General features: G+C 57.3%; 17 protein-coding genes and 1 tRNA gene. 8 read left to right on the top strand and 10 right to left on the bottom strand.

Features of this window, described 5'->3' with window-relative positions:
* Positions 1-40 precede the first annotated feature (40 nt).
* The gene (locus O4G22_RS03210) at positions 41-1,882 is read left to right on the top strand and encodes a lysophospholipid acyltransferase family protein (RefSeq protein ID WP_094136845.1); all 1,842 of its coding nucleotides are present in this window, start codon (positions 41-43) and stop codon (positions 1,880-1,882) included.
* A 45-nt stretch (positions 1,883-1,927) separates the two neighbouring features.
* On the opposite strand, the gene thiL is transcribed toward O4G22_RS03210, so the two are convergent.
* Both thiL and O4G22_RS03200 read right to left on the bottom strand, forming a co-directional pair.
* Positions 1,928-2,824, bottom strand: coding sequence for a thiamine-phosphate kinase (thiL, locus tag O4G22_RS03205; protein ID WP_306702145.1), 897 nt, complete (start codon positions 2,822-2,824; stop codon positions 1,928-1,930).
* Positions 2,814-3,677, bottom strand: a complete 864-nt coding sequence (locus O4G22_RS03200; RefSeq protein WP_290488210.1) for a CPBP family intramembrane glutamic endopeptidase — start codon at positions 3,675-3,677, stop codon at positions 2,814-2,816. The genes thiL and O4G22_RS03200 overlap by 11 nt, the downstream gene beginning before the upstream one ends.
* Positions 3,678-3,877: 200 nt before the next feature.
* Here O4G22_RS03200 and O4G22_RS03195 point away from each other — a divergent pair, with 200 nt between their 5' ends.
* The 4 genes from O4G22_RS03195 to hflX all read left to right on the top strand — a co-directional run bounded on the left by O4G22_RS03195 (position 3,878) and on the right by hflX (position 9,644).
* Positions 3,878-5,260 (top strand): ROK family protein, encoded by a 1,383-nt coding sequence (locus O4G22_RS03195; RefSeq protein WP_094136848.1) that lies wholly within the window; start codon positions 3,878-3,880, stop codon positions 5,258-5,260.
* Positions 5,261-5,401: 141 nt separating this feature from the next.
* Positions 5,402-7,981, top strand: a complete 2,580-nt coding sequence (locus O4G22_RS03190) for a serine/threonine-protein kinase (RefSeq protein ID WP_306702144.1) — start codon at positions 5,402-5,404, stop codon at positions 7,979-7,981.
* Between the two features lie 208 nt (positions 7,982-8,189).
* Positions 8,190-8,321, top strand: a complete 132-nt coding sequence (locus O4G22_RS03185; protein ID WP_256943576.1) for a hypothetical protein — start codon at positions 8,190-8,192, stop codon at positions 8,319-8,321.
* A gap of 9 nt (positions 8,322-8,330) precedes the next feature.
* Complete coding sequence (gene hflX / locus O4G22_RS03180) at positions 8,331-9,644, top strand: GTPase HflX (RefSeq protein WP_094136850.1); 1,314 nt, start codon at positions 8,331-8,333, stop codon at positions 9,642-9,644.
* 34 nt (positions 9,645-9,678) lie between these two features.
* Here the strand turns inward: hflX and O4G22_RS03175 are convergent, their stop codons facing one another.
* The 3 genes from O4G22_RS03175 to O4G22_RS03165 all read right to left on the bottom strand — a co-directional run bounded on the left by O4G22_RS03175 (position 9,679) and on the right by O4G22_RS03165 (position 12,093).
* Positions 9,679-10,248 carry a Maf family protein gene (locus O4G22_RS03175; protein WP_094136851.1) on the bottom strand — a complete coding sequence of 190 codons (570 nt, stop codon included), beginning with the start codon at positions 10,246-10,248 and terminating at the stop codon, positions 9,679-9,681.
* A gap of 66 nt (positions 10,249-10,314) precedes the next feature.
* Positions 10,315-11,874 carry a pyridoxal-phosphate dependent enzyme gene (locus tag O4G22_RS03170; RefSeq protein ID WP_306702143.1) on the bottom strand — a complete coding sequence of 520 codons (1,560 nt, stop codon included), beginning with the start codon at positions 11,872-11,874 and terminating at the stop codon, positions 10,315-10,317.
* Between the two features lie 141 nt (positions 11,875-12,015).
* Positions 12,016-12,093: transfer RNA gene (locus O4G22_RS03165), tRNA-Asp, on the bottom strand.
* Positions 12,094-12,468: 375 nt separating this feature from the next.
* Between O4G22_RS03165 and O4G22_RS03160 the strand changes: the two genes are divergently transcribed.
* On the top strand, positions 12,469-19,365 hold the full coding sequence (locus tag O4G22_RS03160; protein ID WP_306713927.1) for an autotransporter-associated beta strand repeat-containing protein: 6,897 nt from the start codon (positions 12,469-12,471) through the stop codon (positions 19,363-19,365).
* A 95-nt stretch (positions 19,366-19,460) separates the two neighbouring features.
* Here the strand turns inward: O4G22_RS03160 and O4G22_RS03155 are convergent, their stop codons facing one another.
* Positions 19,461-20,030 (bottom strand): YdeI/OmpD-associated family protein, encoded by a 570-nt coding sequence (locus O4G22_RS03155; protein WP_345784515.1) that lies wholly within the window; start codon positions 20,028-20,030, stop codon positions 19,461-19,463.
* A gap of 268 nt (positions 20,031-20,298) precedes the next feature.
* Here O4G22_RS03155 and O4G22_RS03150 point away from each other — a divergent pair, with 268 nt between their 5' ends.
* Positions 20,299-21,033 carry a L,D-transpeptidase family protein gene (locus O4G22_RS03150; protein WP_306702139.1) on the top strand — a complete coding sequence of 245 codons (735 nt, stop codon included), beginning with the start codon at positions 20,299-20,301 and terminating at the stop codon, positions 21,031-21,033.
* A 93-nt stretch (positions 21,034-21,126) separates the two neighbouring features.
* Here the strand turns inward: O4G22_RS03150 and O4G22_RS03145 are convergent, their stop codons facing one another.
* On the bottom strand, positions 21,127-22,008 hold the full coding sequence (locus tag O4G22_RS03145; RefSeq protein ID WP_094136853.1) for a diaminopimelate dehydrogenase: 882 nt from the start codon (positions 22,006-22,008) through the stop codon (positions 21,127-21,129).
* 204 nt (positions 22,009-22,212) lie between these two features.
* On the opposite strand from O4G22_RS03145, the gene O4G22_RS03140 reads away from it, so the two are divergent.
* Positions 22,213-22,356 (top strand): hypothetical protein, encoded by a 144-nt coding sequence (locus O4G22_RS03140; protein ID WP_012419632.1) that lies wholly within the window; start codon positions 22,213-22,215, stop codon positions 22,354-22,356.
* Between the two features lie 270 nt (positions 22,357-22,626).
* Here O4G22_RS03140 and O4G22_RS03135 read toward each other — a convergent pair whose 3' ends face one another.
* From O4G22_RS03135 to O4G22_RS03125, 3 genes are all read right to left on the bottom strand, one after another.
* Positions 22,627-22,773, bottom strand: coding sequence for a hypothetical protein (locus O4G22_RS03135; protein ID WP_012419631.1), 147 nt, complete (start codon positions 22,771-22,773; stop codon positions 22,627-22,629).
* Between the two features lie 530 nt (positions 22,774-23,303).
* Positions 23,304-24,806 carry a flotillin family protein gene (locus O4G22_RS03130; protein ID WP_295977346.1) on the bottom strand — a complete coding sequence of 501 codons (1,503 nt, stop codon included), beginning with the start codon at positions 24,804-24,806 and terminating at the stop codon, positions 23,304-23,306.
* 33 nt (positions 24,807-24,839) lie between these two features.
* On the bottom strand, positions 24,840-25,373 hold the full coding sequence (locus O4G22_RS03125) for a hypothetical protein (RefSeq protein WP_094136854.1): 534 nt from the start codon (positions 25,371-25,373) through the stop codon (positions 24,840-24,842).
* Positions 25,374-25,414: the final 41 nt, after the last annotated feature.

Here is a 25,414-nt window from a genome sequence, read left to right as displayed (position 1 = left end):
GAGTTTCACTTTTTCCTGTAAATCCGTTATACAGCGGGGCATGGCCCAGCTCAAACACCCGAAAATGGTGGATATCAGAGACATTTTGGACGAGAATACGCGTCTGCCTGCCCTGGTGGCCGCGTCCGCCGAAAAGCTGCTGGGCCTGGAACGCCTGAACAAGGCGTACGACAAGATCGTGCGCGACAAGGAATCCGGTTCTCAGGAAAATTTCTTTCAGCTTGCTTCCAGGTACTTGAATCTGAAGTTGCAGCTGCGTCCGGGGGATCTGGAAAATATCCCTAAGAAAGGGCCTGTCGTCGTCGTCGCCAATCATCCGCACGGCTTGTCGGACGGCATCATGTTCGGGGAGCTGCTGACCCGCGTGAGGGAAGACGTCCGTATTTTGGCCAATGAGCAGCTTTCCCTGTGCCGGGAACTGGATCCCTGGCTCATCAAAGTGGATGTGTATGAGGATGAGAACGCCAAACGCAAGAACCTTTCCGGCATGCGCAAGATGATTTCCTGGCTGCGGAAGGGCGGCGTGCTGGGCATTTTCCCCGCCGGCACGGCTTCCAGTTTTTCCCTGACCCACAAGAGGGTGACGGACGACCCCTGGAACGCGAATATCGGCGCCATTATCCGGATGACGAAAGCGACGGTGGTGCCCGTATATTTTCCGGGCCGCAACAGCCTTTTGTTCCAGGGAATTTCCCTGATTAACCGCAAGGCGCGCGTAGCGTTCCTTCCCCGGGAAGTGGGGCGCGACGGCCGCCGGACGCACCGCATCGTGGTGGGCAAGCCCATTCCGTTCAGCCAGCTTGGGCAGTATGATTCCGATGAAGCTATGGTCTCCCATCTCCGCCTGCGCACTTACCTGCTGGGCAAGAGTTATGAAAAGAGCCGCCGCCCCCATGTGCACAAAAAAGACCGGAAGGCAAAGATGGCCGCGCTGATCTCCCCTGTTTCCGTGCAGGATATGCAGGCGGAAATTGACGCGCTGCCCCCGGAGTGCCTGCATGCCCGCCAGGAAAATGGAGATTGGGACGTGTACGTGGCGGATGCCCTGCAAATCCCCAATATCCTTATTGAAATAGGGCGTTTGCGGGAATATACCTTCCGCCAGGTAGGGGAAGGTTCCGGCAAGGCGTGCGACCTGGATACGTACGACAACCATTACAAGCACCTGTTCCTGTGGGACAGAACGCACCGGAAAATCGTAGGCGCCTACCGTATGGGGGAAACGGACAAAATCCTCGCCCGCTACGGTGTGAAAGGGCTGTACAACGGGGAATACTTTTCCTTTTCCCCCGCCGCCTTGCGGGTCTTGGGCCGTTCTCTGGAGATGGGGCGAGCCTTCATTGTCCCGGAATATCAGAAAAGGCCTCTGGCGCTTGGTTTTATTTGGGAGGGAATCGGCCAGTTCATGGCCCGCAACCACCATTACCGCTACCTGTTCGGCACGGTCAGCATTTCCCGTGATTACACCAACCTTTCCCGGGCCCTTATCGTCTCCTATCTGAAGGCGCATGAAATGGAGCCCGTGCTGGTGCATGAGGTAAAAGCCTACAATCCGCCCCGCAAAGCGGACCTGAAGAGGTCGGAATCATGCATCCTCCCTCTGGGTCTGGCAGATGCCCAGGGCCTGTCCCAGTTGGTGGCTGATATAGAGGAAGACGGCAGGGGCATTCCCGTATTGCTCCGCCAATATTTGAAATTGAACGGCAAAATTCTTTCCTTCAGCGTGGATAAGCATTTTGGCGACGTGCTGGACTGCCTGATTCTGGTGGACATTTTCAAAACGCCGGAGCGTTCCATCAAGCGCTACCTGGGCAGGGCTGCTTATGAACAGCTTCTGCCTTACATGCAGCAGGAGAAGGAGGAAGAAAAAACGGCGGAATAATTTCGCGGGCGTTTTGCCTGGTTCCTTCTCCGGTTTTTCTGCGGGCTAGTTGAAGTGCCTGTAACCCGCGGGAAGGACGGAGGCCGTTTCCGCAGTTATTTCCCCGATGACGGTGAGAGGCGTTTCCGGAAAATGCTCCGCGGCCAGCCGTGCCGCCCGTTCGCGGTCGCCGGGACGGAAGGTTACCAGTAATTCGTAATCCTCCCCATCCCCCACAGCCTGTGCCGTCGTGAACCCCGGGCGCACGGGAAGGAGTTCTTCATGAATACGGAACCCCAGCCCGGAGGCGGCCGCCAGCCGGGGAAGGTCGGTTCCCAGCCCGTCAGAAAGGTCCATCATGGAGGTGGCTACGCCGGAAGAGGCCAGGATGCCTCCTTCCCTGACACGCGGCATGAAGGAAAGATGGTGCCCGGTGGGGAAGCTGCCGCCAAGCATTCCCGTAACGGCAATCAGATCCCCCGCCCGCGCCGTACTGCGCAGTACGGCTTTGCCTTCCTCCACTTCCCCGGTCAGGGCCACGTTGATGATAAGCCCGTCCCTGGGCAGGCCGGAGCTTTCCCCCCCGGCGATGCTGATGCCGAACTGCCGTGCCAGCCGCCCCATGCCCCGGTAAATTCCTTCCACCTGGGAGGTGGGGCGGTCTGCGTGCACGAACAGGGTTATCAGAGCGTGCAGGGGCGTTCCGCCCATGGCTCCTATGTCTGAGACGGCCCGTGCCAGCGCTTTCCTCCCGATCAGTTCCGGATCCGTTCCGGGCAGGAAATGCATGCCTTCCACCACGCAGTCCGTTTTCAGGAGCAGCTGGCGGTTCCCTGCTCCCCGGACTATGGCGCAGTCATCTCCAGGCCCCGTTACCAGGGCGGAATTGGAAGGCATCAGGGGCAGGAGACGGGCTACCAGCGCGTCTTCCCCCGTCTGCCGGATGCTGGGCTCAGGTTCCATACGGAAGAAGGATGCCGGGGTACAGGATGTTGATGAGAGTGGCGGTGTTGAAAATGCAATGGGCGATGATGGGCGTCCAGATGCTGCCCGTGTATTCGTACAGCAGCACCAGTACGGCTCCGAAGATTGCCAGAGGGATGAACGGCACCAGGCTGACGTGGATGATGCCGAAGAGGAGGGAGGTGGTGATCAGGGCGAACCAGACGCCCGTGTACTTCTTCATGATCGGGTACAGATAGCCGCGGAAAATAAGTTCCTCCACCAGAGGAGCGGCGATGGCGGCGCTGAAGCAGATGACCGTGATCAGGGGGATGTCGCTGGAGTGCCTCAGCACGGAAACAATGGATTGTTCGGCCGGTGCGTTGGTGACCTGTTCAATCCACTGGAACAGGCCCGCCTTGTCCAGCAGGAAATGGATGACCAGCACCAGCAGATAGCCTGCAGCCGGAGCGTAGAGAAGGGCCTTCAGGGAATGTTTTTTCAATCCAAGCGCCTCCATCCTGCCCGTGTGGAACATGCGAACCAGCAGGACGAAGGCCAGAATGAGATTCAGGCAGGTTCCGTTGAAGACCTTGTAGCCGTCCAGCTCCATGTTGGTCGTGCTGGGCGGAGCGGAAGCCCCCGGAGGCGTGGCGGCCGCCAGCAGAGCCCCCAGGCTGAAGTAAAGCACGATGATGCCGCACATGGCGATGTCCAGCATGTCCAGATGACCTACGGGAATGCTCCATTGCAGAGGATGCCGGGTATTGGGGGAGTGGCTCCGGCGGAAGATATTTACCGCCACGGCGAGGGACATGACGGTAATCAGGATGGAGGAAAACAGGGTAATAAGCTGGTCCGTTAATTCATTCATGGAATAGGCATGTGTGGAATGGGTTCCCCTTCCAGAGGGCCGGGCCGGAAGAAAAGCTCCTGTTTCTTTAGTGGAAACACGGTGATTTTCCAGCAGAAAGTGAGCTATCGCCCCGCGTCCCTCAAAAAAAATCATGAGGAAAGGGAATGAATACTTTTCAAGGAAAAGCTGGTATGCTACGTTTCCAACGGATTATCGCCATGAATATTCAACCCAAAATCACGCCTGTGCTGGATCCCGGCTTCGTGCCGGCCGTTCTTTGGAATCAAGCTTTTGAAGCCAAAGCCGCCGCCGATCCCGCTTCTCATCAAGTGGATATCGCTCTGACCCGCAATGACGGGACCTGCTTCCGCTGGTCCGGCAAGCTTCTTCCCCATACCGGAGAAAACATTGCCCTGAATGAGACTTATGTGGAGCGCATTGTGAAATTCCTGCTGTGGCAGAAGGGCGGCAATATCATCCTCGTTGCCGGGGATGACGCTATTGCGGACATGCTGGCCTCCCGCTACTGCAAGGGCGGTATCCGCGAATTCGACTGGGATTTCATCGGCAAGAAGATTTACGGCTCCCCGATTGAAGTGAAAAAGGTTTCCCTGGAAGAGCTTCCCGAGGAATACTCCGGCTCCATGACGCTGGGCCGCAACCTGGACGGATGCCGCATCGGTTTTGACCTGGGCGGTTCCGACCGCAAATGCGCCGCCGTGGTGAATGGGGAAGTGGTTTATTCCGAGGAAGTGGTCTGGGACCCTTACTTCCAGAAGGATCCCCAGTATCATATTGACGGAATTCAGGACTCCCTGGAACGCGCCGCCGCTCATCTCCCCCGGGTGGACGCCATCGGCGGATCCTCCGCAGGCGTAATCATCAACAGTGAAGTGCGCACTTCCTCCCTGTTCCGCGGCGTCAGCCAGGAAGACATTGAAAAGACCCTCGGCAAGGTATTCCGCACCCTCCAGAAAGAAAAATGGAACAACATTCCCTTTGAAGTGGTGAATGACGGTGAAGTTACCGCTCTCGCCGGCGCCATGGGCATGAACGACAACGCCGTGCTCGGCGTAGCCATGGGCACCTCCGAGGCTGCCGGCTATGTGGACCCGGAAGGCCACATCAAGCCCTGGCTGAATGAACTGGCTTTCGCCCCCGTGGACTACTCGGAAGAAGGCGGCGTGGACGAATGGTCCAAGGATATGGGCGTAGGCGCCCTTTATTTCTCCCAGCAGGCCGTGGCCCGCCTGGCACCCCGCGCCGGCTTCCAGTTTGAAGGAATGCCCTTCCCGGAACAGCTTAAAAAGGTTCAGGCCGCGATGGCGGAAGGCGACGAACGCGCACGCAAGATTTATGAAACCATCGGCGTGCACTTCGGCTATGCCATTGCCCACTACGCCAGATTCTATGACATCCGCAATCTGCTCTTCCTGGGGCGTGTGGCTTCCGGAGACGGCGGCCAGATCATTATTGACAAGGCGGAAGAAGTGCTGAGCACCGAATTCCCCGAGTTGAAGATCCAGCTCCGCGTGCCGGATGAAAAGACCAAGCGCCACGGCCAGGCCGTAGCCGCCGCTTCTCTTCCGGCTCTCGCCTGACGGAAGTAAATCAAATTTGCGGGAGGGGCCCTGTCCGGGGTCCCTCCCTGCTCATATTCGGAAGGGTGCCGGATGATTCGGATGATCTGCGCCGCTTTTTCCCCTTCCTTTTTTTGATTCCCGTTCCGCCGCCCTGCGTTCATGGTTCCCCAGCAAGAAAACATCGTCAATTGCCCGGCGTGCGGACAGCCCATGGATATTTCCCTGCTGCCGCTGTACGCCAACGCCATTTGCCCGGGCTGCCAGGCGCTGACGCGCGTAAAAACGCGTATGGGGCCCTACCATATTACCGGAAAGCTGGGAAAAGGCGGCATGAGCGTGGTGTTCCGTGCGGAGGATGCCGTTCTGGGGCGGGAAGTGGCCCTGAAAGTGCTGAACGATACCTATGCCGGAGATGCCCTGCGCTGTGAACGTTTTGAACGGGAAGCCCGGATCATGGCGCGGGTTTCCCATGAAAACCTGGTGAAAATTTATGCCGTGGGACGTGACCAGGGCCTTTTTTACATTGCCATGGAACTGGTGGAAGGCAATGGACTGGACGCCTTGATCGCCGCGGAGGAACGTGTGCCGGAAGACAGGGTGCTGCGCCTGACGCAGGATATCGTGCGCGGGCTGGACGCCGCGTGGAATGCGGGTCTCATGCACAGGGATATCAAGCCCGCCAACGTTCTTTTGTCCCCTGACGGGGATGCTAAGATTGTGGACTTCGGCCTGTCCCTGCTTCACAGTGAATCCGATATGGAGCGGGAAATATGGGTCACCCCTTATTACGCCGCGCCGGAAACGCTGTTGCGCGGAGAAGAGGACTTCCGTACGGACATGTACGCTCTGGGAGCTACCATGTACCATTTGCTCGTAGGCTTGCCTCCCCGTGTGGACGCCTCCCAGTCTTCCGATATTCTTCTGGAGAACAAAAAAAATCTCCCTCGCCTGGAGCAGGTGGTGAACGACGTTTCTCCCATGACCTGTTTCATTGTGGACAGGCTGATGGCTTTTGACAGGGAAGACAGGTTTTCTTCCTATCCCGAATTGATGGATGCCGTGGAGCAGGCCCTGGAGGAATATGCCCGGGCCATGCAGGAATCCGGTCTCACCTGGGCGGAATGGCGTTCGGTGGAGGCGCGGCGCGCACGGCGCAGGAAATGCCGCATGGTCGTAGCCTCTTCCATTGCTTCCGTAGCGGCTTTGGCATGGGGCGTTTGGGGATGGGCGGAGTGGAGGGAGGGCGTAGCCTCTTCTCCCGCCACTCCGTCTCCATCCATTTCTCCTGCGGCTGGAACGGTCCCGGAAGGCAGGGGGGAGGAATCGCGGCTGGAGCGCAGCATACGCTTTGGCAAACTGTTTAACGAGGCCCAGGAATCCCTGAACCGTGGGGATCTGGTGAAAGCCGCCGCCATGTTCGGCGATTTGGCGGCCCAGCCGGACTGCCCCCTTTCCACATCTTTGTGGGCCGGGTTAAACCAGGTGCTGTGCATGTGGGTGCGCGGCCAGTTCCCGGAAGGGGTGGAGCGTCTGGAGGAACTGGGCGGAAAGATGGAAGCCTGCGAGGACCCTGAAGAACTGGAACGCTCTGGGGACATCGGCAACCTGATCATGTACCTGAGTTCCGCGGACTGGTCTTCCCGGATGCCGGGACTGCGCTCCAATTCCGATCTGGCCGTGCATTACTATGTGGGCATGGCGTTGAAATCCTGGTACTTTGCCGGGAGATGGCCGGAATACGGCGAATTTCTGGACCGGGTGGCTGCTGATGCGGCGGACGACCGGGACAGGAACGTGCGTGAGCTGGCTTCTGCGTGGCTCAGCAATCTTGAAATGTATACGGATCAGTACGCGCGCTTGAAACGTCTTCAGGACATGCCGGAAAAAACAGTGGCGGAAGTGGAGGCCAAGCGGTCCGCGGCGGACTTTTTGCGGGAACAGATGATGATTGGAGACGTCCCTTCCATGTCTCCGGCTTATGCCGCGCTGGAAGGAATACTGGATCATTTGAGGATGCGGTACCAGGCTGCCCGGGACTGGGAGGCTGCGGAAGCCGTGAAGGCGGCTGAAAGGCAAAAGGAGGAGGAAAGGCAAAAAGAACTGGAGGAGGAAAAGAGAAGGAAAATCCTGCTGGCCGCCCAATCCAGAAGCTATGAGGATATTTGCCGGGAAGCGGAGGATGTGATGAAGAAAAGCGGTGATTATGAGAAAGTTTCCGCTGTTTATGGCGAGGCGGAAAAAATCATTTCCTCTCCTGAGGTGAAGGCCCGTCTGGCCATGCGGCGGGAAATGACGGACCAGATGCTGCCGCTGTTCTCCCGCATGGAGAAACTTTTGCCCGCACTGCTGGAAAAGAGGCCGGGGAAACCCCTGGCGCTCAAAGATGGCTCCAGGGTGCGCCTGAAAGGGATGAAGGGGCATCTGCTGACCGTGGAACCTCAGGACAGCAGGGAAGGAAGCGGCGCGTACCAGGTCAGTTGGGACGCGCTTCCGTTCAACTCCCTGCATGCTCTGGCGCGGGAATGCCGCCAGAAGCAGCCTGCGGAATTCTCTCCCCTGGCGGATACGTATGCCAAGCCTTTGCTTATTTTTGGCAGACTGACGGGAACCATTTCCGCCGCACAGCAGGAAAAAGCATTGCTTCAGATGGACCGCGCTTTCATTGAAAAATGGAATTTATGGATGAACAGTCTGGAGGAGGGGGAAGGGTTGCCGGAAGGCGATGCAAAATCAAGTTGATTCCGGCAGGGGATAAGGTCCCTTGAAAGGCGGCGGATGGCTGCCGCCGGGAGGTTTTTGTCCCTGCCGCGTGCTTTTCCGGCTGGCCCCGGCCGGAAGAGAGGGGAAAAGGCTCGGTCAAATGCCTGTGTCCCGGATTTGGAGAAAAGTAATGGCGATGAAGTAAAATTTGCTTGCCTAGGGTACGTCGTACGGGTCTCATAGCCGCATGAGACTGATCAGCTTTTTGACGCTGGCATGCATGGCCGGCTTCCTCTCTTCATGCGGTTGTGACTGTCATAAGCCCGCGGACTTCGCGCTGAAGGATTACCAGCCTACCTCCAGCAAGCAATTCCGTTAAATTCCCTATATGTTTGAAATCCGCGAAAAACCGGAAATGGTGGAACGGGCCATGCTCGTTTCTATCTACTTCGATCCCTCTGAGGCCGGGGAAAAACAGGCCATGCTGGATGAGCTGGAAGATCTTGTCTCCAACCTCGGCATCGGCATTGCAGGAAAGCACCTCATCAAATCCAGGGACATGCACGCCAAATTCCTGTGCGGTACCGGAAAGGCGCAGGAGGTGAAGCAGCTGGCGCTGGATTGCCGGGCGGACTGTGTGGTTTTTGACAATATGCTTTCCCCTTCCCAGCAGAGGGAATGGGAGCGGCTTGTTGACGAATGCGTCATTGACCGTGAAGAGGTCATTCTGGATATCTTTGCCCGGCGCGCCCGGACGCGGGAAGCTACCCTGCAGGTGGAACTGGCCCGCATGCAGTATTCTCTGCCGCGCATGGCCCGTATGTGGAACCATCTGGACCGCCAGGGCGGAGGCTCCGGCGGTGGTAAGGGCGGCGGCGGAGCAGCCAGGGGGGAAGGTGAAAAGCAGATTGAAGTGGACCGTCGCCTGGCGCGCGCCAGAATTGAGGCTATCCAAAGGGAACTGGTTCTGGTGACCCGGCAGCGTGCTACGCAGCGCAAGGAACGGGAGCGCCAGGCCGTCGCCACGGCTGCTATTGTAGGTTATACCAATGCCGGGAAATCCTCCCTCCTGTCCCTGGTGTCCGGGTCTGAAGTCATGGCCCGGGACATGCTTTTTGCTACGCTGGACACCACAACGCGGAAAATAGAGCTTCCCCACGGGCAGCCGCTGCTGCTGACGGATACCGTAGGCTTCATCCGCAACCTTCCGCACCGCCTGGTGGAGGCTTTCAAGTCCACGCTGGAGGAAGCCGTTCTGGCGGATTTCCTGATTCAGGTGGTGGACGCTTCCGACCCGGAAGCCGTGCGCCATTATGAAACGACTCTGGAGGTTCTTGATGAACTGGGTGCGGGTGACAAGCCCATGGTCGTGGTTTTAAACAAGGTGGACCTGGTCCCGGAAGAACGGCGCGGAGCTCTGGAAACGCTGCTGGCTCCCCATTTCAGCGGCAGGGTGGTTGCCATGTCCGTGAAAGAAGGGAACGGTGCGGGAGACCTGTTGAATGCCTGCGTGGAAATGCTGGAAAGCCGTGTCCGGCGCGCCCGATTCCTGATTCCTTATACCCGCAGCGACCTGGTGGCCGCCATGCATAGTGAAGGCAAGGTTTTCTCTACGGAATATGTGGAGGAAGGGACCTTGCTGGAAGCCGTGCTTCCTGTGGCCTTTTATAATAAACTGGGATCATTCCTGGCAGACAGGTAACCCCCTGTTCCTGAATCCCGGGTGCGTGGCCGGGTCAAAACCGGTATCCCAGGCCGTTCAGGCATGTCACCACATCCCTGACAGGCAGTCCGATGACGTTGTCCGTATCCCCGCGCACGGAAGAGATAATCATCTCCCCGTATTCTTGGAACGCGTAAGAGCCGGCCTTGTCCATCACGTTTACCAGTTCCATGTAACGGCGGATGTCTCTTTCCGTCAGCTTCCGGAACGTCACTTCCGTCAGCACGGCCAGGTCTTTCATGCCCAGCGGGGAACGGATGGCGACTGCCGTGCATACATGGTGCGTGTGTCCGGAGAGCTTCCGGAGCGTAGTCCGGGCTTCTTCTTCATTTCCCGGTTTGCCAAGAGGCAAGCCTTCCAGAAAAACGAGCGTATCCGCGCCGATGACGGTGGAATCCGGATGTTCCCGGAACACGGCTTCCGCCTTGGCGGCGGCATTGTGCAGACAGAGCTCCTGCGGGGGCATGGAAGCCTCTTTCAGTTCTTCCGTGTCCCGGACAATAACGGAAAAAGGAATGCCGGCCTTTTCCAGCAATTCACGCCGCCGGGGTGATTGGGAGGCCAGGATAACGGGGGGAAGCATGGGAGAAAAAGGCCGTGATGAGCACAGGGAGCCGATCTTTCTCAAGCTCCCTGGATGGGTGGACTGTCAATGATTGCCTGTCAACTGTCTGCCCCCCATGATCCGCTGGAAGGCCTCGGGGGAAATTTCCCGAATGGACCTGATGATGTTTTTGGAAAAGGCGCTCATGCGTTCCCGAATGGTTTCCCGGTCTTCCACTGTATCAAATTCCATGCCCACTAGGGCGCGGCCTACGCGTTCTCCGGTATAGGTGTAGTTGAAATAACAGAGGGAAGCCAGATCCGCGATACGTTCCATGAAGTCAAGGAAAGCTCCTGCGCGTTCCGGAAATTCAATGTGGACGAACAGGGGGTGCTGACACAGCTCCGGCTGGTAGTGGATCATGCGGAAGCGCACGTCGTCGTCCTCGCTGATATCTTCGAATTCGATTCCCTTCTTCTTCAGTGTTGTGCGGATGGTGTCCAGGTCTTCATCAGAAGCGGCAATGCCGAACACGGGGTATTGGGTGTCTCCTTCCGTTTTGCCGTACTGCACATCCACCAGCGTCGTATCCTGAGGCATGTGGCGCAGGTACTTAAGCACCTGGCCGCGCTTGGAATCCATGGAAATGCGCAGATAGCGCGTTTCGTGGTTGCCGATGCCCGCCTGCCGGGCAATCTGGGTGAGGTGGGTGAAATCCATATTGGCTCCGGAAATGACCACGAAGCTCTTTTCCTCCGGCTGTACTTCGCCCCGGTTCCACTGTTTCAGGAATCCTGCCAGGCTCATGGCTCCGGAGGGTTCGGGCACGACGCGGGAGGATTCCCACATAGCCCGGATGGCCTGGCAGACCTCATTATTGGTAACGGTCACGAACTCGTCAACCAGTTCCCGGCAAAGGGGATAGGTTAATTCTCCGGGAATGTGGACGGCCGTGCCGTCGCAGAAAACGTCCACGTAATCCAAGTTCACCCGGCGTCCCTGTTCAATGGAGGTTTTCATGGAAGCCTGGTCAACGCCTTCCACGCCGATGACCTTGATGCGGGGCCAGAACTTTTTCAGCCAGCACGCTACGGATGCGGCCAGGCCGCCGCCGCCGATAGCGACATACGCGCGGTCAAAAGGGCCTTCTCCGCTCATCACCACTTCGTCCGCCAGCGTTCCCTGTCCGGCCATGGTCACCAGGTCGTCATAGGGGTGAACAAACGTGCTGCCGTGGGTTTCCGCGTATTCATGGGCGGCAGCGGCCGTCTCGTCATAGCAGTCCCCGTGGAGCATAATCTTCACATGTCTGCCGCCGTGGCGGCGCACTTCCGTCTGCTTCACTTCCGGCGTGGAGCGCGGCATGAAAATGGTGGCATGGCAGTTCAGGACTCTGGCCGCCAGCGCGACGCCCTGGGCGTGATTGCCGGCGGAGGCCGCCACAATGCCTTTGTCTCGGGCCTCCTGGCTCAATGCGGCCATGCAATTGAACGCTCCGCGCCACTTATAAGCCCGGATGGGGCCCAGATCCTCCCTCTTGGCATATACCGGGGCTTCGATGCCCGGCAGATTCAATCGCTGGAGAGGAGTCGGTTCGCCAACGGTATAGACGCGCTGGCGGGCTTGCAGTATTTCCTCGGAAAGACGGTCCGAAAGTATGCTCATGATGGTAATGCTGGCCCTCATTTTAACGGGTCCGGCCCCTTTTTCCAGTAAAACATTCCCGAAAGACGGGCTGTTTTCCGGGATTCAGGTTTTTGGAACGCAAAAAAGCCGCCCGGAGGCGGCTGTTTCTTCTGAACAAGGTGGCGAAGCGGACGGGGCTCGAACCCGCGACCTCCAGCGTGACAGGCTGGCGCTCTAACCGAACTGAGCTACCGCTCCATAACCTTGGATGCCGTCCCTGCCTGGCGGCGGGGACGTGGAGGCTTATACAGGCACTTCTTCAGGAATGCAAGAAAAGAAATCATTTTTTCCTGCATGCATATTTCGTTGGCTGGGGGAAAAAGGTTAAATAAGTGGCCGGATTTGAAATCCGCAGATGATGTAAATAAGCCCAAATAATGATTAAAATATTAATGATGCAGGTTTTTGAAACGGACGGCCCCGTTTTTCCCTCTTTTCCTCTCAGGTCGTTCAATGTTTCTAAGGGGCTTGGCTCCAAAAATTGTCATTGACTCCGGATTTCAAATCCGTTAGTTATTACTACGAATATAGTCTTGAAAATAGTTTTATTCATTATCAATACGTTACAGCATTATGCGCCCGCACTTGCCTCTGGTTCTTTTATCCGCTCTTCTGTCCTGTTTCATTTCTCCGGCATGGTCTGACTATACGTTGACGGGCAATGGAGAAACGACAATTTCTTTTGCTGACGACCAATATACGATTACGCCGCCGGAAGGGGAGCCCTTGACCCAGGCGGATTCCCCCGGAGGTATTTATTTAACGGATATTACGGCAAGCGGAACCTATCAAGACGGCTATAACAGGGTTCTCAATCTGGAGGGGGGAACCTATACAGGACTGCAATTATGGAATGTTGCGGGCACTGCCGGAGGCGTCACCATCGGAGGGAACAATTCCTTTGTAATCAATATCGGGGAAGGAACATCCCTGCTGAATACCAATGCCCAGTTGATGGGGTGGAGCAACCAGAACCGGATTGTGTCCGCCGACATTACTCTCAATGTGGACCGGAATGCCGGCACGGTTAATGGTTTTTCCCTGGTGGGGGATGGAAATAAAAATGATGCCTACCAGACGACGGGGACATATACCGTCAACATTCATGGTGGGGAATGGGCCGGAATTTCGGTTTCCAATCCCAGTAGCAGCTGGTGCATAGGGCTGGGGCAGGAATCCTTCCGCCATACGGGGGACGTGACGTTCACCATAGACGGCGGGACTTTCGCCCAGCTGGTAACGGCTGGAACGACACGCGGGGCAGGGCAGAAATCGACCATTATCGGCAATGTCTCTCTGAATCTGGACGGAGGAACTTTTAATGGTTCCGTTGCCCTTCTGGGGAGAGGCCAGGTTCAGTTGGGAGACGGGACGAACGCCTATACGGCCAGGTTGCGCATTACGGGAGGCCAGTACAACGCGAATGTGTATGGCCTGTCCGATGCGACGTCTTCAGGTTCTGCCGCAAATATTGCAGAGCATTCGTCCGCTTCCATAGAAATCACGGGGGGGACTTTTGCTCAGAGTTTGTTTTCGCAGGGTGTGGCGACAACGATCACAGGCGCTGCTTTTTCCGGAGATGGGACCAGGAAAATTTTTGCAGGCGCCCGTTTAAGCACATCTGCCTGGAACCTGGCGGATACCAATATGACGCTGGATTTGGGCGGCAACACGGTAGCGGCCATGATTGCGGGGGGAAGCTGGGTGGAAACGGGAGAGAGCACATTAAATATTACAGGTTCCACCAATTTGACCTTCAAGTCCGGGACGTATACGGGACAAATCTGGGGCGGCTCCTACATTAATGGAACCGCTACCGCCGCCCTTACCGGAAATATCGGTTCCACCAATATAACGATTACGGGCGGCACGTTCGATGGAGCTCAAATATCCCTGGGCACTTACGTGGAACGCAACAATGCCAATTCCGCATTGACTATTGGAGAAGCCAATCTTTCCATTAGCGGCGGGACGTTCAATAATGCCTCCATTTATGCGGGTGGCCAAAAGGTCAACGGCACTTCCCTGACTACGGCCTTGGCCAGCGTGACCCTGACGGGCAATGATGCCGTTTTCTCCGGAACGACAACCATATCCGGTCAGGGCCGGGGAGATACGGTCACCAGGAGCGTGTTGAACCTGAACGGCGTGACTCGCGAAGACATGTTTGAGAATGCCGTGATTTCCGGATTTGACGAGATTTCCGCGGGGGAAGGGACGGACGCCCTTATTGCCAACGCGACGGTGCTGGATGGCCGCAGCGCTTTTACCAAGAGCGGAGCGGGCAAACTTACGCTCGGTTCCTCTGCCGGATTTGCCAATGCGCTGACGGTTTCCGCAGGGGAGCTCAGTTTCGGGCTTGCCGGCGGAGTGGCCTTCGGCAACTCCATTACGATGGGCGCCGGAGCCCGCCTTACCTCTGCGGGCAACATGACTCTTTCCCCGGCTTCCGTTCTGACACTGGATTTGACGGGCCTGAATTCCTCCAGCGCCGCTGTCATCCAGTCGGGCGGCACGCTCTCCTTTAGTACGGAAGGAACGCTGACCCTGACGATCAGCGGAGTGGACCAGACGATGGAAAATGACTACAGACTGATTGCGGCAGACAGTTTCGGTACGTTGACGGCCAGCAATTTTTCTTTTGATTCCAGCAGTCTTTCCGAAGATTATACCTATGCCCTGGAACTGTCCGGAAACACTCTTTACCTGCGTGTCAAGGCGTTGGGCGAAGCCCTCAACTGGAACGGGGGAAGTGCGGGCACCTGGACGGCGACAGGAGGTTCAGCCGTCTGGCTGGACAAGGACGGAACGGCAATCGTCTATGACGCTTCCAAATCCGCCAATTTTGAAGATCTGGCTGGCATATCCGCCTCCGCCGTCACTATAGACGGGAATGTTTCTTCCGCGCGTCTTACGGTCAACAATGGAGAAACGGCCTACACGTTCACGGGAACAGGGACCCTTGTGGACGGGACGGGACCGATGTCCCTCATTAAACGTGGAGAAGGGGTGTTGACCATTGAAAATACCGGCGCAAATACGTTCTCCGGCGGCACGACCATTATGGCCGGCACCCTTAATCTCAACGTTGTTCAGGGCCTGGGCACCGGCACGGTAACGTTGAACGGGGGGGAACTGGTGCTGAATACGGAAGGCACGACGGGGCTGGTAGCGACCAACAATATTATTTTTGGTGGAGGCACTTTCACGTATGGCACGGGAGCTGCGCAGGATATTTCCGGCCTCATCGACGCTGCCGCCAGTACGGCGGCCATCCGGGTGAATACGAACGGGAATAATATATCCTGGGCTACGTACACCCAGGAGCTGGGAAACAAGGATATCGTCAAGCTCGGGAATGGTCTGCTGACCATCAATACGGTGCAAGGGGGAACCTTTGCCGGCGCCATCACCGTAAACGAAGGAACCCTGTTTTATAGCATTGGGGATAATAGCGTTACGCGAACCTGGAGCGGCAATGTTTCCATCGCTGAAAACGCGACTCTCCAGATACAGGACAACCGTGCCCATAACTCCGTAAATACGGATACTCTGTCAGGCCGCATTACCGGAGCCGGAACACTGGTCCTCGGTAAGAAGGAAGGAGGCGCCTTCCCCGGAGGCGGCCGCTATTCCGTCACCGGAGACAACAGCGGCTTTACCGGTACCATGAGGCTGGCTGGCAACGGCGTCAACGCTGCGTGGAATGAAGTCGGCTTCGCCAATGCCGCGGCAATCGGGGGTGCCACGCTGGAACTGGATGGGCGCGGCTTTTTTGTCAATTCCGCTGCCGATCCCATTAATGCCGATATCCATGTGATGGCTGCTGGGGGCTGGCTGAACGGCAATTCCAACCAGACGCTGGTTCTGGCGGGAAGCCTGACGAGCGAAGCGGGGGCCAACCTCGGAATAACGGCGGCCGGAGACCCGACTCTGACGGCCATTTTTACGGGAGATCTCACCGGTTTTATGGGAACGGTGCATTCCGGCCGTGGGAATGCCATCCTGTCCTTTGGCAACGGCGGTGCGGCGTCCACGCTGGATACGGGCGAATTCATCAAGGCCGTTTCCCTGGGAGGAACCGGAACCTACCGCGTCAACTACACGGGTACGGCAGGGAACCTGCTTTATGCCGGGAATGTGATTGATACGGCCTCCCTGAGCATTCAGGGAAGCGACAAGCTGATTCTTACCGGGGCGAATACGACCACGGGAGAGTTGAATATTTCCCAGAATTCTTCTGTCCAGCTGGGCGACGGAACCGGGGACAACGCCGCCTGGGCCGGAACCATTGCCGGAGCGGGCAGTCTTACGGTCAGCACCTCCGGCGCTTTTGCCGTGGGGGACCGCGCCAACGGCCTGACGGGGACGCTGACGCTGGCCAAGGGCACGCTGGACCTTTCCGGTGCGGCCACCACTACTAATATCCTTATTCAATCCGGAGCGCTGGCGAACGCCGGAAGTTACGCAGGAACGGACGCAAACAAGGTTCATGTCCATGCGATTGCCGATTCCGGCAATATTGCCCTGGGAGGTCTGGATGCCGCCGGACTGGGGTCAGTTGTCACCACTGCTGCCGGAACGCAGCTCACCGGACTCAAGCAGGGTTCCACCTGGACGGTGAACGGCTCAGACAGCAACCTTGCGGTGGGAGCGGGCAATATTTCCGGAGATCCCTTCTCGGGAGAGGATTTTCTGGTTCAGTTTGAGGGCACGGGGGACAATCTGGGCGGCATCTCCTTTGAAGACGGTTCCACGCTGACGCTGGACCTCACCAGCGTCATGAATGCCATGAAAACGGCGGCCGGAAATCTGGAGATACTTCTGACCAACGGCAGTTTTGCGCAGGACCTTGAAACGCTTAAGAGCCACATAACGGCTAACCCGCTTTTCGCCGCTTTGGGCTTCGGCATCGTGGGCGTCAACGGAGGCGGCATTGTTCTCTCCGGTGATACGGACCTGGTTTACGTGTCTTCCGTGGATGGCGCGGGCAGCGCGGACAATCCGGTCACGGACCAGTCCCTCAACTTCTACCAGGCCGTCATTGTGGACCAGGACCTTTATGTCCAGTCGGACGGCTCCATGGTAATCAAAAACCTGACCGCACCGGGAACTGAGCCGGGCCAGACGGGCACGGGCAGCCTGATTGTCACCAATACGGCGGAGGACAAGGGAAGCATTGAACTGCAAAACAGCCTCTTCCATGACGGCGCGGGAGTGGATACTTCTTTTGCCGGGGACATCAGCGGCCTGAACGGGGCTGCGGCCAACACGGACCTCGTCAAAACGGGAGCGAACAAACTCACCCTGTCCGGGAATGTGTCGCTGGCCGGGGATATCATTGCGGAAGAAGGAACGCTTCAGCTCAACGGCACGGCTGACGTGGAAGCTCTGCATCTGAATTCCGCGGATGCGGGCTCCCCTGCAGTGATTGGAGTAGGAGGCCGCGCGACGGCCCAGGAGCTGGCAGGCGGCGACAACGGCGGAAAGCTGGATATCGCTCCTTCCGGAACATTGACGCTGACAGGCGCTACCGACGGCCTTTCCCATACGGAAATTTCCGGCCCCGGTACGCTGGCTATTGCGGAAGGCGCTTCTTTGGGGCTGGCTGCGGACAGTACGCTTTCCGGCGTGGTACTGGACCTGGGCGGTTCCCTGAGCCTGGAGGCAGACGGTTCTGCCGGCGGGCTGAACGGCTCCGGTTCTCTGGAACTGAATGGACAGACTCTGCAAATTCGGGCGGCTTCCGGCCAAACTCACACATATGATGGGACGCTGGGAGAAGGAACGCTGGATGTTTCCGGAGCGGGAACGCAGGTTCTGCGCAGCTCCGGCGCGGATACCGGTCTTACGGTCAGCGGAGGGAATCTGGTTCTCCAGGGCAACGCGGATGTGGATGGAAGCCGTCTCAGTTACGGCAATCTGGTCAACAACGGCAACCTGACCATTCAGGCCAGCGACAATTCCCTGACGGCGGTCAATACCACTCTGAGCGTGGAGAACGCTTCTTTCAGCAGCGGGTCCACTACTACTTTCACCTTAAATACTGATGCCGATATGACCGCCAGCTTCATAGAGGCTTCCGGAGACGTTGTCATTGAAGATGGCGCCTCTTTCCATGTCACCTCCATCCCGGACGTCAATATCACCTGGAAATCGGGCAATCCGATGGAACTCACGCTGATGGAGCTCACCGGCAACGGAACGATTGACCTGGGAGAAAATACGCTGACGGTCGGAGGCCTTTTCCTCACCTATTACAAGAATGCCCATCTGGTGCAGGAAGGAGATAAGGTGGTTCTGAAGGCGGAAGAACAGACGGACAATATCTATGCCGGCGTAGCGGACACGGCCAACTCCATGGCGGGAGCCAATCTGCTTTGGGATGCTGCCAGGAATGGTTCCGTAGACCAGACTGTCACGGATTTCCTGGGAGCCCTCAATAAGGACATGCTCAATAATCCTTCCGCAGCCAGGCATTCCCTGGCAGCGGTGGCAGGAAGCACAGTCAACGCGCTGGGTACGGCGCAGCGGGACGCCCTGCGCGACCAGATGGGCTGGATCCGCAACCGGACCACCCTCATGGGCGTCAACCCCGCCTACGTCAACGACGACCTCCCCCGCTTCCACATGTGGATGGAAGGCACGGGCTCCTACGCCCAGCTCGACACCCGGGGAGATGAAAGCGGCTACCGGCTCACCACCTGGGGAGGTACTGTGGGCATGGACGCGGACCTCAGCGACCGCGTCACCGTGGGAGCGGCCTTCACGGCCAGCTACGGAGACCTGACGGCCAGCGCGGCGGACAGCGCCGACGGCCACCTGGACAGCTACTACGCCAGCCTCTTCGGGCGCTACCAGAACAAACGCTGGGCGCACACGCTCATCCTGACGGGAGGATGGAACGACGCGACACTCAACCGTACGGTCAACTACGGGGAAGGAAGCTACAGCACGCAGGGCAGCACCGGCGGGTGGGGCCTTGGAGCCATGTACGAACTCACCTACGACATCTACCTTGACGAAAACCGCAGCAGCGTGCTGCAGCCGCTGTTCAACGCCTCGGTGGTGACGACGCGGATGGACGGCTATGAAGAAACGGGCGCGGGCAACGCGGGCCTGAACGTCGGCCGGCAGGACTGGACGACGGGAACAGTGGCGCTGGGCGGCCGTTGGATGGGTCTTGTAGGCAGCAACATCTTCGGACGTGAAGCGCTGGGGGAAATCCGGGTCAACGCGGCGCAGGACCTGGGAGACCGGAGGGGAGAAACAAACGTCACCCTGCTGGGCAACCCCGGCTTCACGCAAAGCGTGAGAGGGGCGAAAGCGGGAACGACGGCGCTGCAGCTCGGAGCGGGGCTGAGCGTGCCGGTGGGGACGAAAGGAACCGTCTTCGTCAACGGCAACGCGGACATCCGAGACGGGTCCAGCTCGGTGAACGGAAGCGTCGGCTACCGTTACGACTTCTAACAGAAAGTAACATGATATGATGACCAGGCCGTTCCGGAATAGCTCCGGAACGGCCTGGTAACGTCCGGGTACGTCCGGCAGGGAAATGGGGGCGTCTATTCTTCCAGCAGCCGGCCTCCGTCGTGCCATTCTCCGTACATCCTGTTTTCACGGGTATTCTTCAGAAATTTTTCCAGACGTTTGCGAAACAGTTCCGGCTGGTTTTTTTTAATTTGAATGGTATCCAGGCGCACGTGACGGTATAGACGGGGAAATGCCAGGAAATTGGCGTAAATAAGCGGATCCTGTTGAAGGAGCTGTAAAATATACGGGTCAATACGGAATGCTTCCGGATTCATTTCCGGCAGACATTGTTCGCCGTGGGGCGTCATTAGCCCCAGCCTGGCCAGGCGGCGGACGCGTTCCTTGTTCAGTTCGGACCATTTACTCTTTCTGGATCGCGGAGTGAGACGCTGGGCCAGGAAACCGGAGGGCGTCTTCTTGCAGGTGCTGTCAATCCAGCCGAAGCACAGGGCTTCCTCCACGGCATCCAGGTAAAGGAGGGCATGTGGGGAAGGTTTCCTCGTTGTGAGAACCCAGCAGAAGGAGGAAGAGAGGTGGTTGTTTTCCAGCCATATTCTTAATTCCTTCCGTGTAGTGATGGGAAGAAGGTTGTTTATTTCCATGGCGTTTTCGTGAATGCCGCTTTTTCCTGCGGCGGTGCAAAGGGGATGAGTCCGTTGATAGCGGGTCTTCCGCTGATGTTCTAAGGGCTGATGATACTTCTCCGGAGCCTGCATTTCCAGCACAGACATGTTTTCTATCCGGGGGAACAGCTTCGGGCAGGGAACTTTTCTCTGGAACTGCCCTCCTTTCCGTCTTCCTTTTCCTTCTTCGGAGAGAATCGGCTGGTTTTCTGCTTGTCAAAACAAAAGCCGCCATTATAGATGATTTATGAAGAAGAGTGTAGCCCTGTCCTTGCTGGGGCTGGTTCTGCTGGTTTCCTCCGTAGCGGCTTTCAATATGGCATGTGCAGAAAAATCCTCCAACCGTGCGGATATCGCGCGGAAACGGGTAACGCCCGTTCTGAATTCCTTTCTGGAGCCGTGCGGCGTCAGAGTGGGGAATCCTGTGTTTTTACGGGCCGTCAAGGAAGACTCCGTCCTGGAACTGTGGGTGAAACCGGACAAGGCGGAATGTTACGTGCTTGCCAAGCGTTATCCGATCGCCGCATGGTCCGGGAAGCTGGGCCCCAAGGAGAGGGAGGGGGACAGGCAAACGCCGGAAGGTTTTTATGAAGTGGAACCGTCCGGACTCAATCCCCGGAGCAATTACCATCTGTCTTTCAACATCGGGTATCCGAATGCCTATGACCGCTCCCTGAACCGGACGGGGAGCTTCATCATGGTGCATGGCCGGGATGTTTCCATCGGCTGTCTGGCGATGACCGATTCCGGAATTGAGGAGATTTATACTATGGTGGAACAGGCCCTGGTTCATGGGCAAAAAAACGTTCCCGTGCAGATTTATCCCTTCGTGCCTACTCCGGCGCGTTTGTCAGAGGAAAAGGATTCTCCTTACGCCGCCTTTTGGGCGGACATGGCCCGCGCATGGGACTGGACGGAACGGACCCGTACTCCGGCCCGGGTGAATGCCGTCAATGGAAGGCTTGTTGTGGTGGAGCAATAAAAATCCTCCGGCTGTGGGCCGGAGGATAAAGGGAGACTTGCGGAACAGGGGCGGTAGAACCGCCCCGGATGCGTGTGTCCGGAATGCTCCGGATTAGACCAGCTGGGCAATCAGTTCTTCGCGGTCGCCCGGCAGAAAATCCATCGGGGCTATTTCCGGCAGCGTGTAGCAGCCTGCAGCCAGTTTCATGCTGGCGCGGGCGGAAGCCACCATGACCTGGGCGGTCAAAGCCGGATTATTGATGCGCATTTCAAACGTGAACATCTGGTTCTGCGTGGAGCCGGAAACGCCCTTGCGTTCCATCAGCACACCGTGGCCCATGTCTTTCAGCACGTCGATGTCGGGCACCTGCAGCACACGGGTGTCGTCATGGCTGAAGTAGGAATCGGATTTAATGGCGAATTCCACGTCGGAGAATTTGGCGCCTTCCTTCAGCACCACATAAACCATGCGGCGGTGTACGCCGGAACCCGTAGGAATGGTGAGGGAGAGCGCATCCGCCACTCCTTCCTTGGAACGCGCCACGACGCTGTGGCCCATGCTCATGCCGGGACCGAAGTTGGTGTACGTAATGCCCTTGGGAGCCATGGCCAGCATCAGGGTGCGGATGACGGAGTCCGTGCCGGGATCCCAGCCGGCGGAGATAATGGAGACGGCGTCGTGCTTGATTGCCTGGGCTCCCAGGGAACGGCGCAAGGCCACGATATCCCCGTGAATATCGAAGCTGTCTACCGTGTTGATGCCGCGGGCGAGCAGGGGCAGGGCCGTTTCTTCCACGCTGCGGGTGGGGGTGCAGAGCAGGGCCGCGTCCACATGGCCCAGTTCCTCCACATTACTTGCGGTCCTGATGCCGTGTACAGGTTCGCTGCCGGGGCGGCGCACGATGCCTGCCAGTTCCATATCGGGAGCGGCGCGCAAGGCGTCCACAGCGTATTTCCCGATGTTGCCGTATCCTACGATGGCTACTTTAATCATTTTGGTAGTAAATAGTAATGGTTCCGGGTAATGGGAGCGGAATATCCGCCCGGCATTTTTTCCGTTGGCGCATGTTTTTTAAGTGTTTCAGGCACGCATGGCAAGAACGGAGAATGACAGGAGGCTTTGTGGCATGATTGCCGGTTCTTTGAACGGGGAATGAAGGAATGGAGTCTGATTATTCGGAACACTTCCAATAAAACGATGAAAAGCAAATTAATTATTCTGAGTATCGCCACCCTTCTTGGGTGCGTTTCCTGCAATACGATCGGCGGGGTTGGCAAGGATGTGGAAGCCGTCGGCAGCGACATTAATTCCGCAGCCCGTTCCACCAGCCGGGCCATGTAAGAAGGTTGTGTGGAGACCTTGAACGAAAGCCGCTTCATCCAAATGGATGAAGCGGCTTTCAGGTAAAAAATTTGCTGCCGCCCGCTTGTCCTGGTTTCCGGATTGCCGCAAAGGTTTGGATTGTTTCATGAAGGATGGAGCCGAACCTTGGCAATTCGTTGGGAGCCCCACGGGGGCCGACTGCCATTCAAACAGAATGGGAGGCGACAAAATACCGCCTCTTTTCCCTTAAAAGAGGATTCAAAACGGCGTCCGGCTACGTTCCGGGACTTATTGCATGGACTTGCTGGTAGCCTGGGAGGCGCTGTCAATTTTGCTTCCCATGGCTTCCACGTCTTTTCCTATTCCGCTGATCGTATTGCAGGAGGAGAGAGCGAGGGCTGCGGCGAGCGTCAAAAGGGCGGATTTGATATTCATTAGTCGAAGAGAGGTTGAAGGCCGTATCCTAACCTGCTTCCGGTTTCTTGTCAATGAACCTGGCGAGCAGTAATTTGTTATAGTTTTTTTCTATTATGCTATAGAATAATTGTATTATCGAATAATAACGCTATTTCCCATAAGAATCCTGCATTTTGTTACAGATTGAAAAATACCATGAAAACATCAGTTACAGGACAATAAATCAACATGGCGTTTACCGTTTTCCAGGAGAGGGCATGCCTGCCTTGCCGCTTTCGATATTACCGGGAATAAAGCAGAAAGCGCCGACGCTTTTCTGTTCATCCGGGCAGGTGGCGGGACACAGTACTTGCTGACCTTTGCCTATTAGCCTTGAAGGCAGGCATTCTGCTTTTCCCTTTATGTTTCAAGACCCGTTTCCCTGTTGACGGGGAACGGATTTTGCCATTGTAGCGTGCGTCCTGCGTCAATATGGACAATGCTGTCCATACCTGCCCTGTCTGTTCGGGGGAGAGACGGTTGCCGTCAGGAACGCAGGGATGGAGGGGTCAACTCGGGTTGACGGTAGTTGCGGTATCTGCCGCTGGGGCATCGGCTGAGGGAGCAGGGGAGGAAGCTGCGGTTTTCCCTTCCATGGGTTTGCCCAGAAAAGCGGGCAATTCCAGCCCTACGCTTTTGCCGAGTTCATGAAGGGGCAGCGTATCCTTTACCAGATTCTGGACGAATCCTCCTACAGAGGAGTTCCCTCCGTTGCCCATGACGACTACTTTGTCAAATTTCAAACCCTTAATGGCGCCGGACTGGAGCTCCACAATCTTGGTAAGCTGTTCCGTCACCAACAGGTTGGAAGCGGCCTCGGAAGAACCTGCCGCCTGGACGATCTGCTGAAAACCGCGGGCCTTGCCTTCCAGCACGGCTTCAATCGCGGCCGCTTCACCGCGTCCCACCATTTCCATGCCTTCCCCTTCCGCTTTTTTCTTCAGGAGGGTAGCCTGGGCTTCGCCTTCCGCCAGTTGGCGGATGGCTTCCGCTTCCGCTCTGCGCTGGATGAGCAGAGCCTGCGCCTTGCCTTCCTGTTCCAGTTTGAGTACTTCCGCCGTGGCCTGGGCCTGCACTTCGCGCTGGCTCTTTTCAATGCGGGCTGTTACCAGGATGTTGGCTTCCTGCGTGGCGCGTTCGCGTTCCGCGCGCTTCAATTCCGCTTCTTTTTCCGCTTGGTAGGCTTCTTCCAGGGTTTTAGCCTCCTGCACCTTCTGGGCCACTTCCGCCAGCTTTTTGGCCTCCGCCTGCTTCACTTGCAGCTTGGCGGCGGATTCCGCAATTTTAATCTGGGCTTCGTTCTGGCCCTCAATGGCGATGGCGCGGGCGTTCGCCACCTGGATGGTCTGGTCCTTTTCCGCTTCCGCTTTGCCAATTTCCCCGCGGCGCGTTTCTTCCGCCACCTTGATGGTGGCGTCATTGATGGCGCGCGCAGCGGCTTCTTTGCCCAGGGCGTTGATGTAGCCGGAAGCGTCCTGGATGTCCGTGATATTGGCGTTGATGAGATGGAGGCCCACTTTGTGCAGTTCCACGTCCACGCCTTCCGTGATGCCCTTGATGAGTTTTTCGCGGTCGGAGTTGATTTCCTCAATGGTCATGGAGGCAATCACCACGCGCATCTGCCCCATGATGATTTCCGCAGCCAGATTGCGGATTTCCTCCCGGGAGCGGCCCAGCAGGCGCGCAGCGGCGTTCTGCATGATTTCAGGCAGGGTGGAGATGCCCACGATGAAGGAGGAGGGCACATCCACGCGTATGTTTTGGGAGGAAAGGGCGCCCTGGAGGGGCACGTCAATATTGATAGGGTTTAGATCCAGATAGCTATAGGACTGGAGAACCGGAAGTACGAAGGTGGAGCCGCCGTGGTAACATTTGGCTGGTTGGCCTGTGCCTACTTTCCCGAAGACGATGAGGATTTTGTCCGGAGGGCACATGCGGTAGCGGCTGAACAGCCAGGAAGCGGTCAGAATGATGAAGAGAACCAGAATGGCGATGGGGATGATTTTGTCCATAGTCGGCTAGGGGTATGATGATTGGGGTGTTTGTTAATGAAGAGGTTTGACGGTGACGACTCCCGCAGTGACGGCTACCACTTCCACCGGGGTTCCGGAGGGCAGGGGATGTTCCCCTTCCTGGACGGCAGGGAGGTACAGCAGCTGGCTGGGATGGGCGATTGTAACTTGTCCGCCGCGTTGGAGGTTTCCGGGAATGCTGATGTAAACGGAGCCGGTCATTCCCTTGAGGGTTTCATAATTCAGGGTGCCGTCTGATTTAAGGCTCATAATGAAACGCATGGAGATGCCGATAATCAGGAACATCAGCACGCCAGTGAAGAAAGCCGCCGCCAGGGAGGCGGCCATCCCCCAGTCCAGACCCTGGGCGAGCACGCCGCCCCAGCCGAAGCCCAGAAAAAAGCCGATGCCGGATTTAATGGACAGCAACCCTACGTCCGCTCCGCCGGAATCCGCATCAAAGTCCAGATCATGTTCCCCCAGCCCGAACAGGGACAGGAGAAACAGGAGCGCTCCCACGCCCGTTGCTACTACGGCGATGATAAAGAAAATGGAGTAATCAGTCATAGGGTGGATTGATTACCGACAGTATCCATGTTTGAAGGTTG

Origin of the sequence: Akkermansia muciniphila (assembly GCF_030848305.1) — a bacterium.
GTDB lineage: Bacteria > Verrucomicrobiota > Verrucomicrobiia > Verrucomicrobiales > Akkermansiaceae > Akkermansia > Akkermansia muciniphila_A.
The sequence above is the reverse complement of the archived record's forward strand: the minus strand, read 5'-3'. Positions and strand labels throughout refer to the sequence as shown.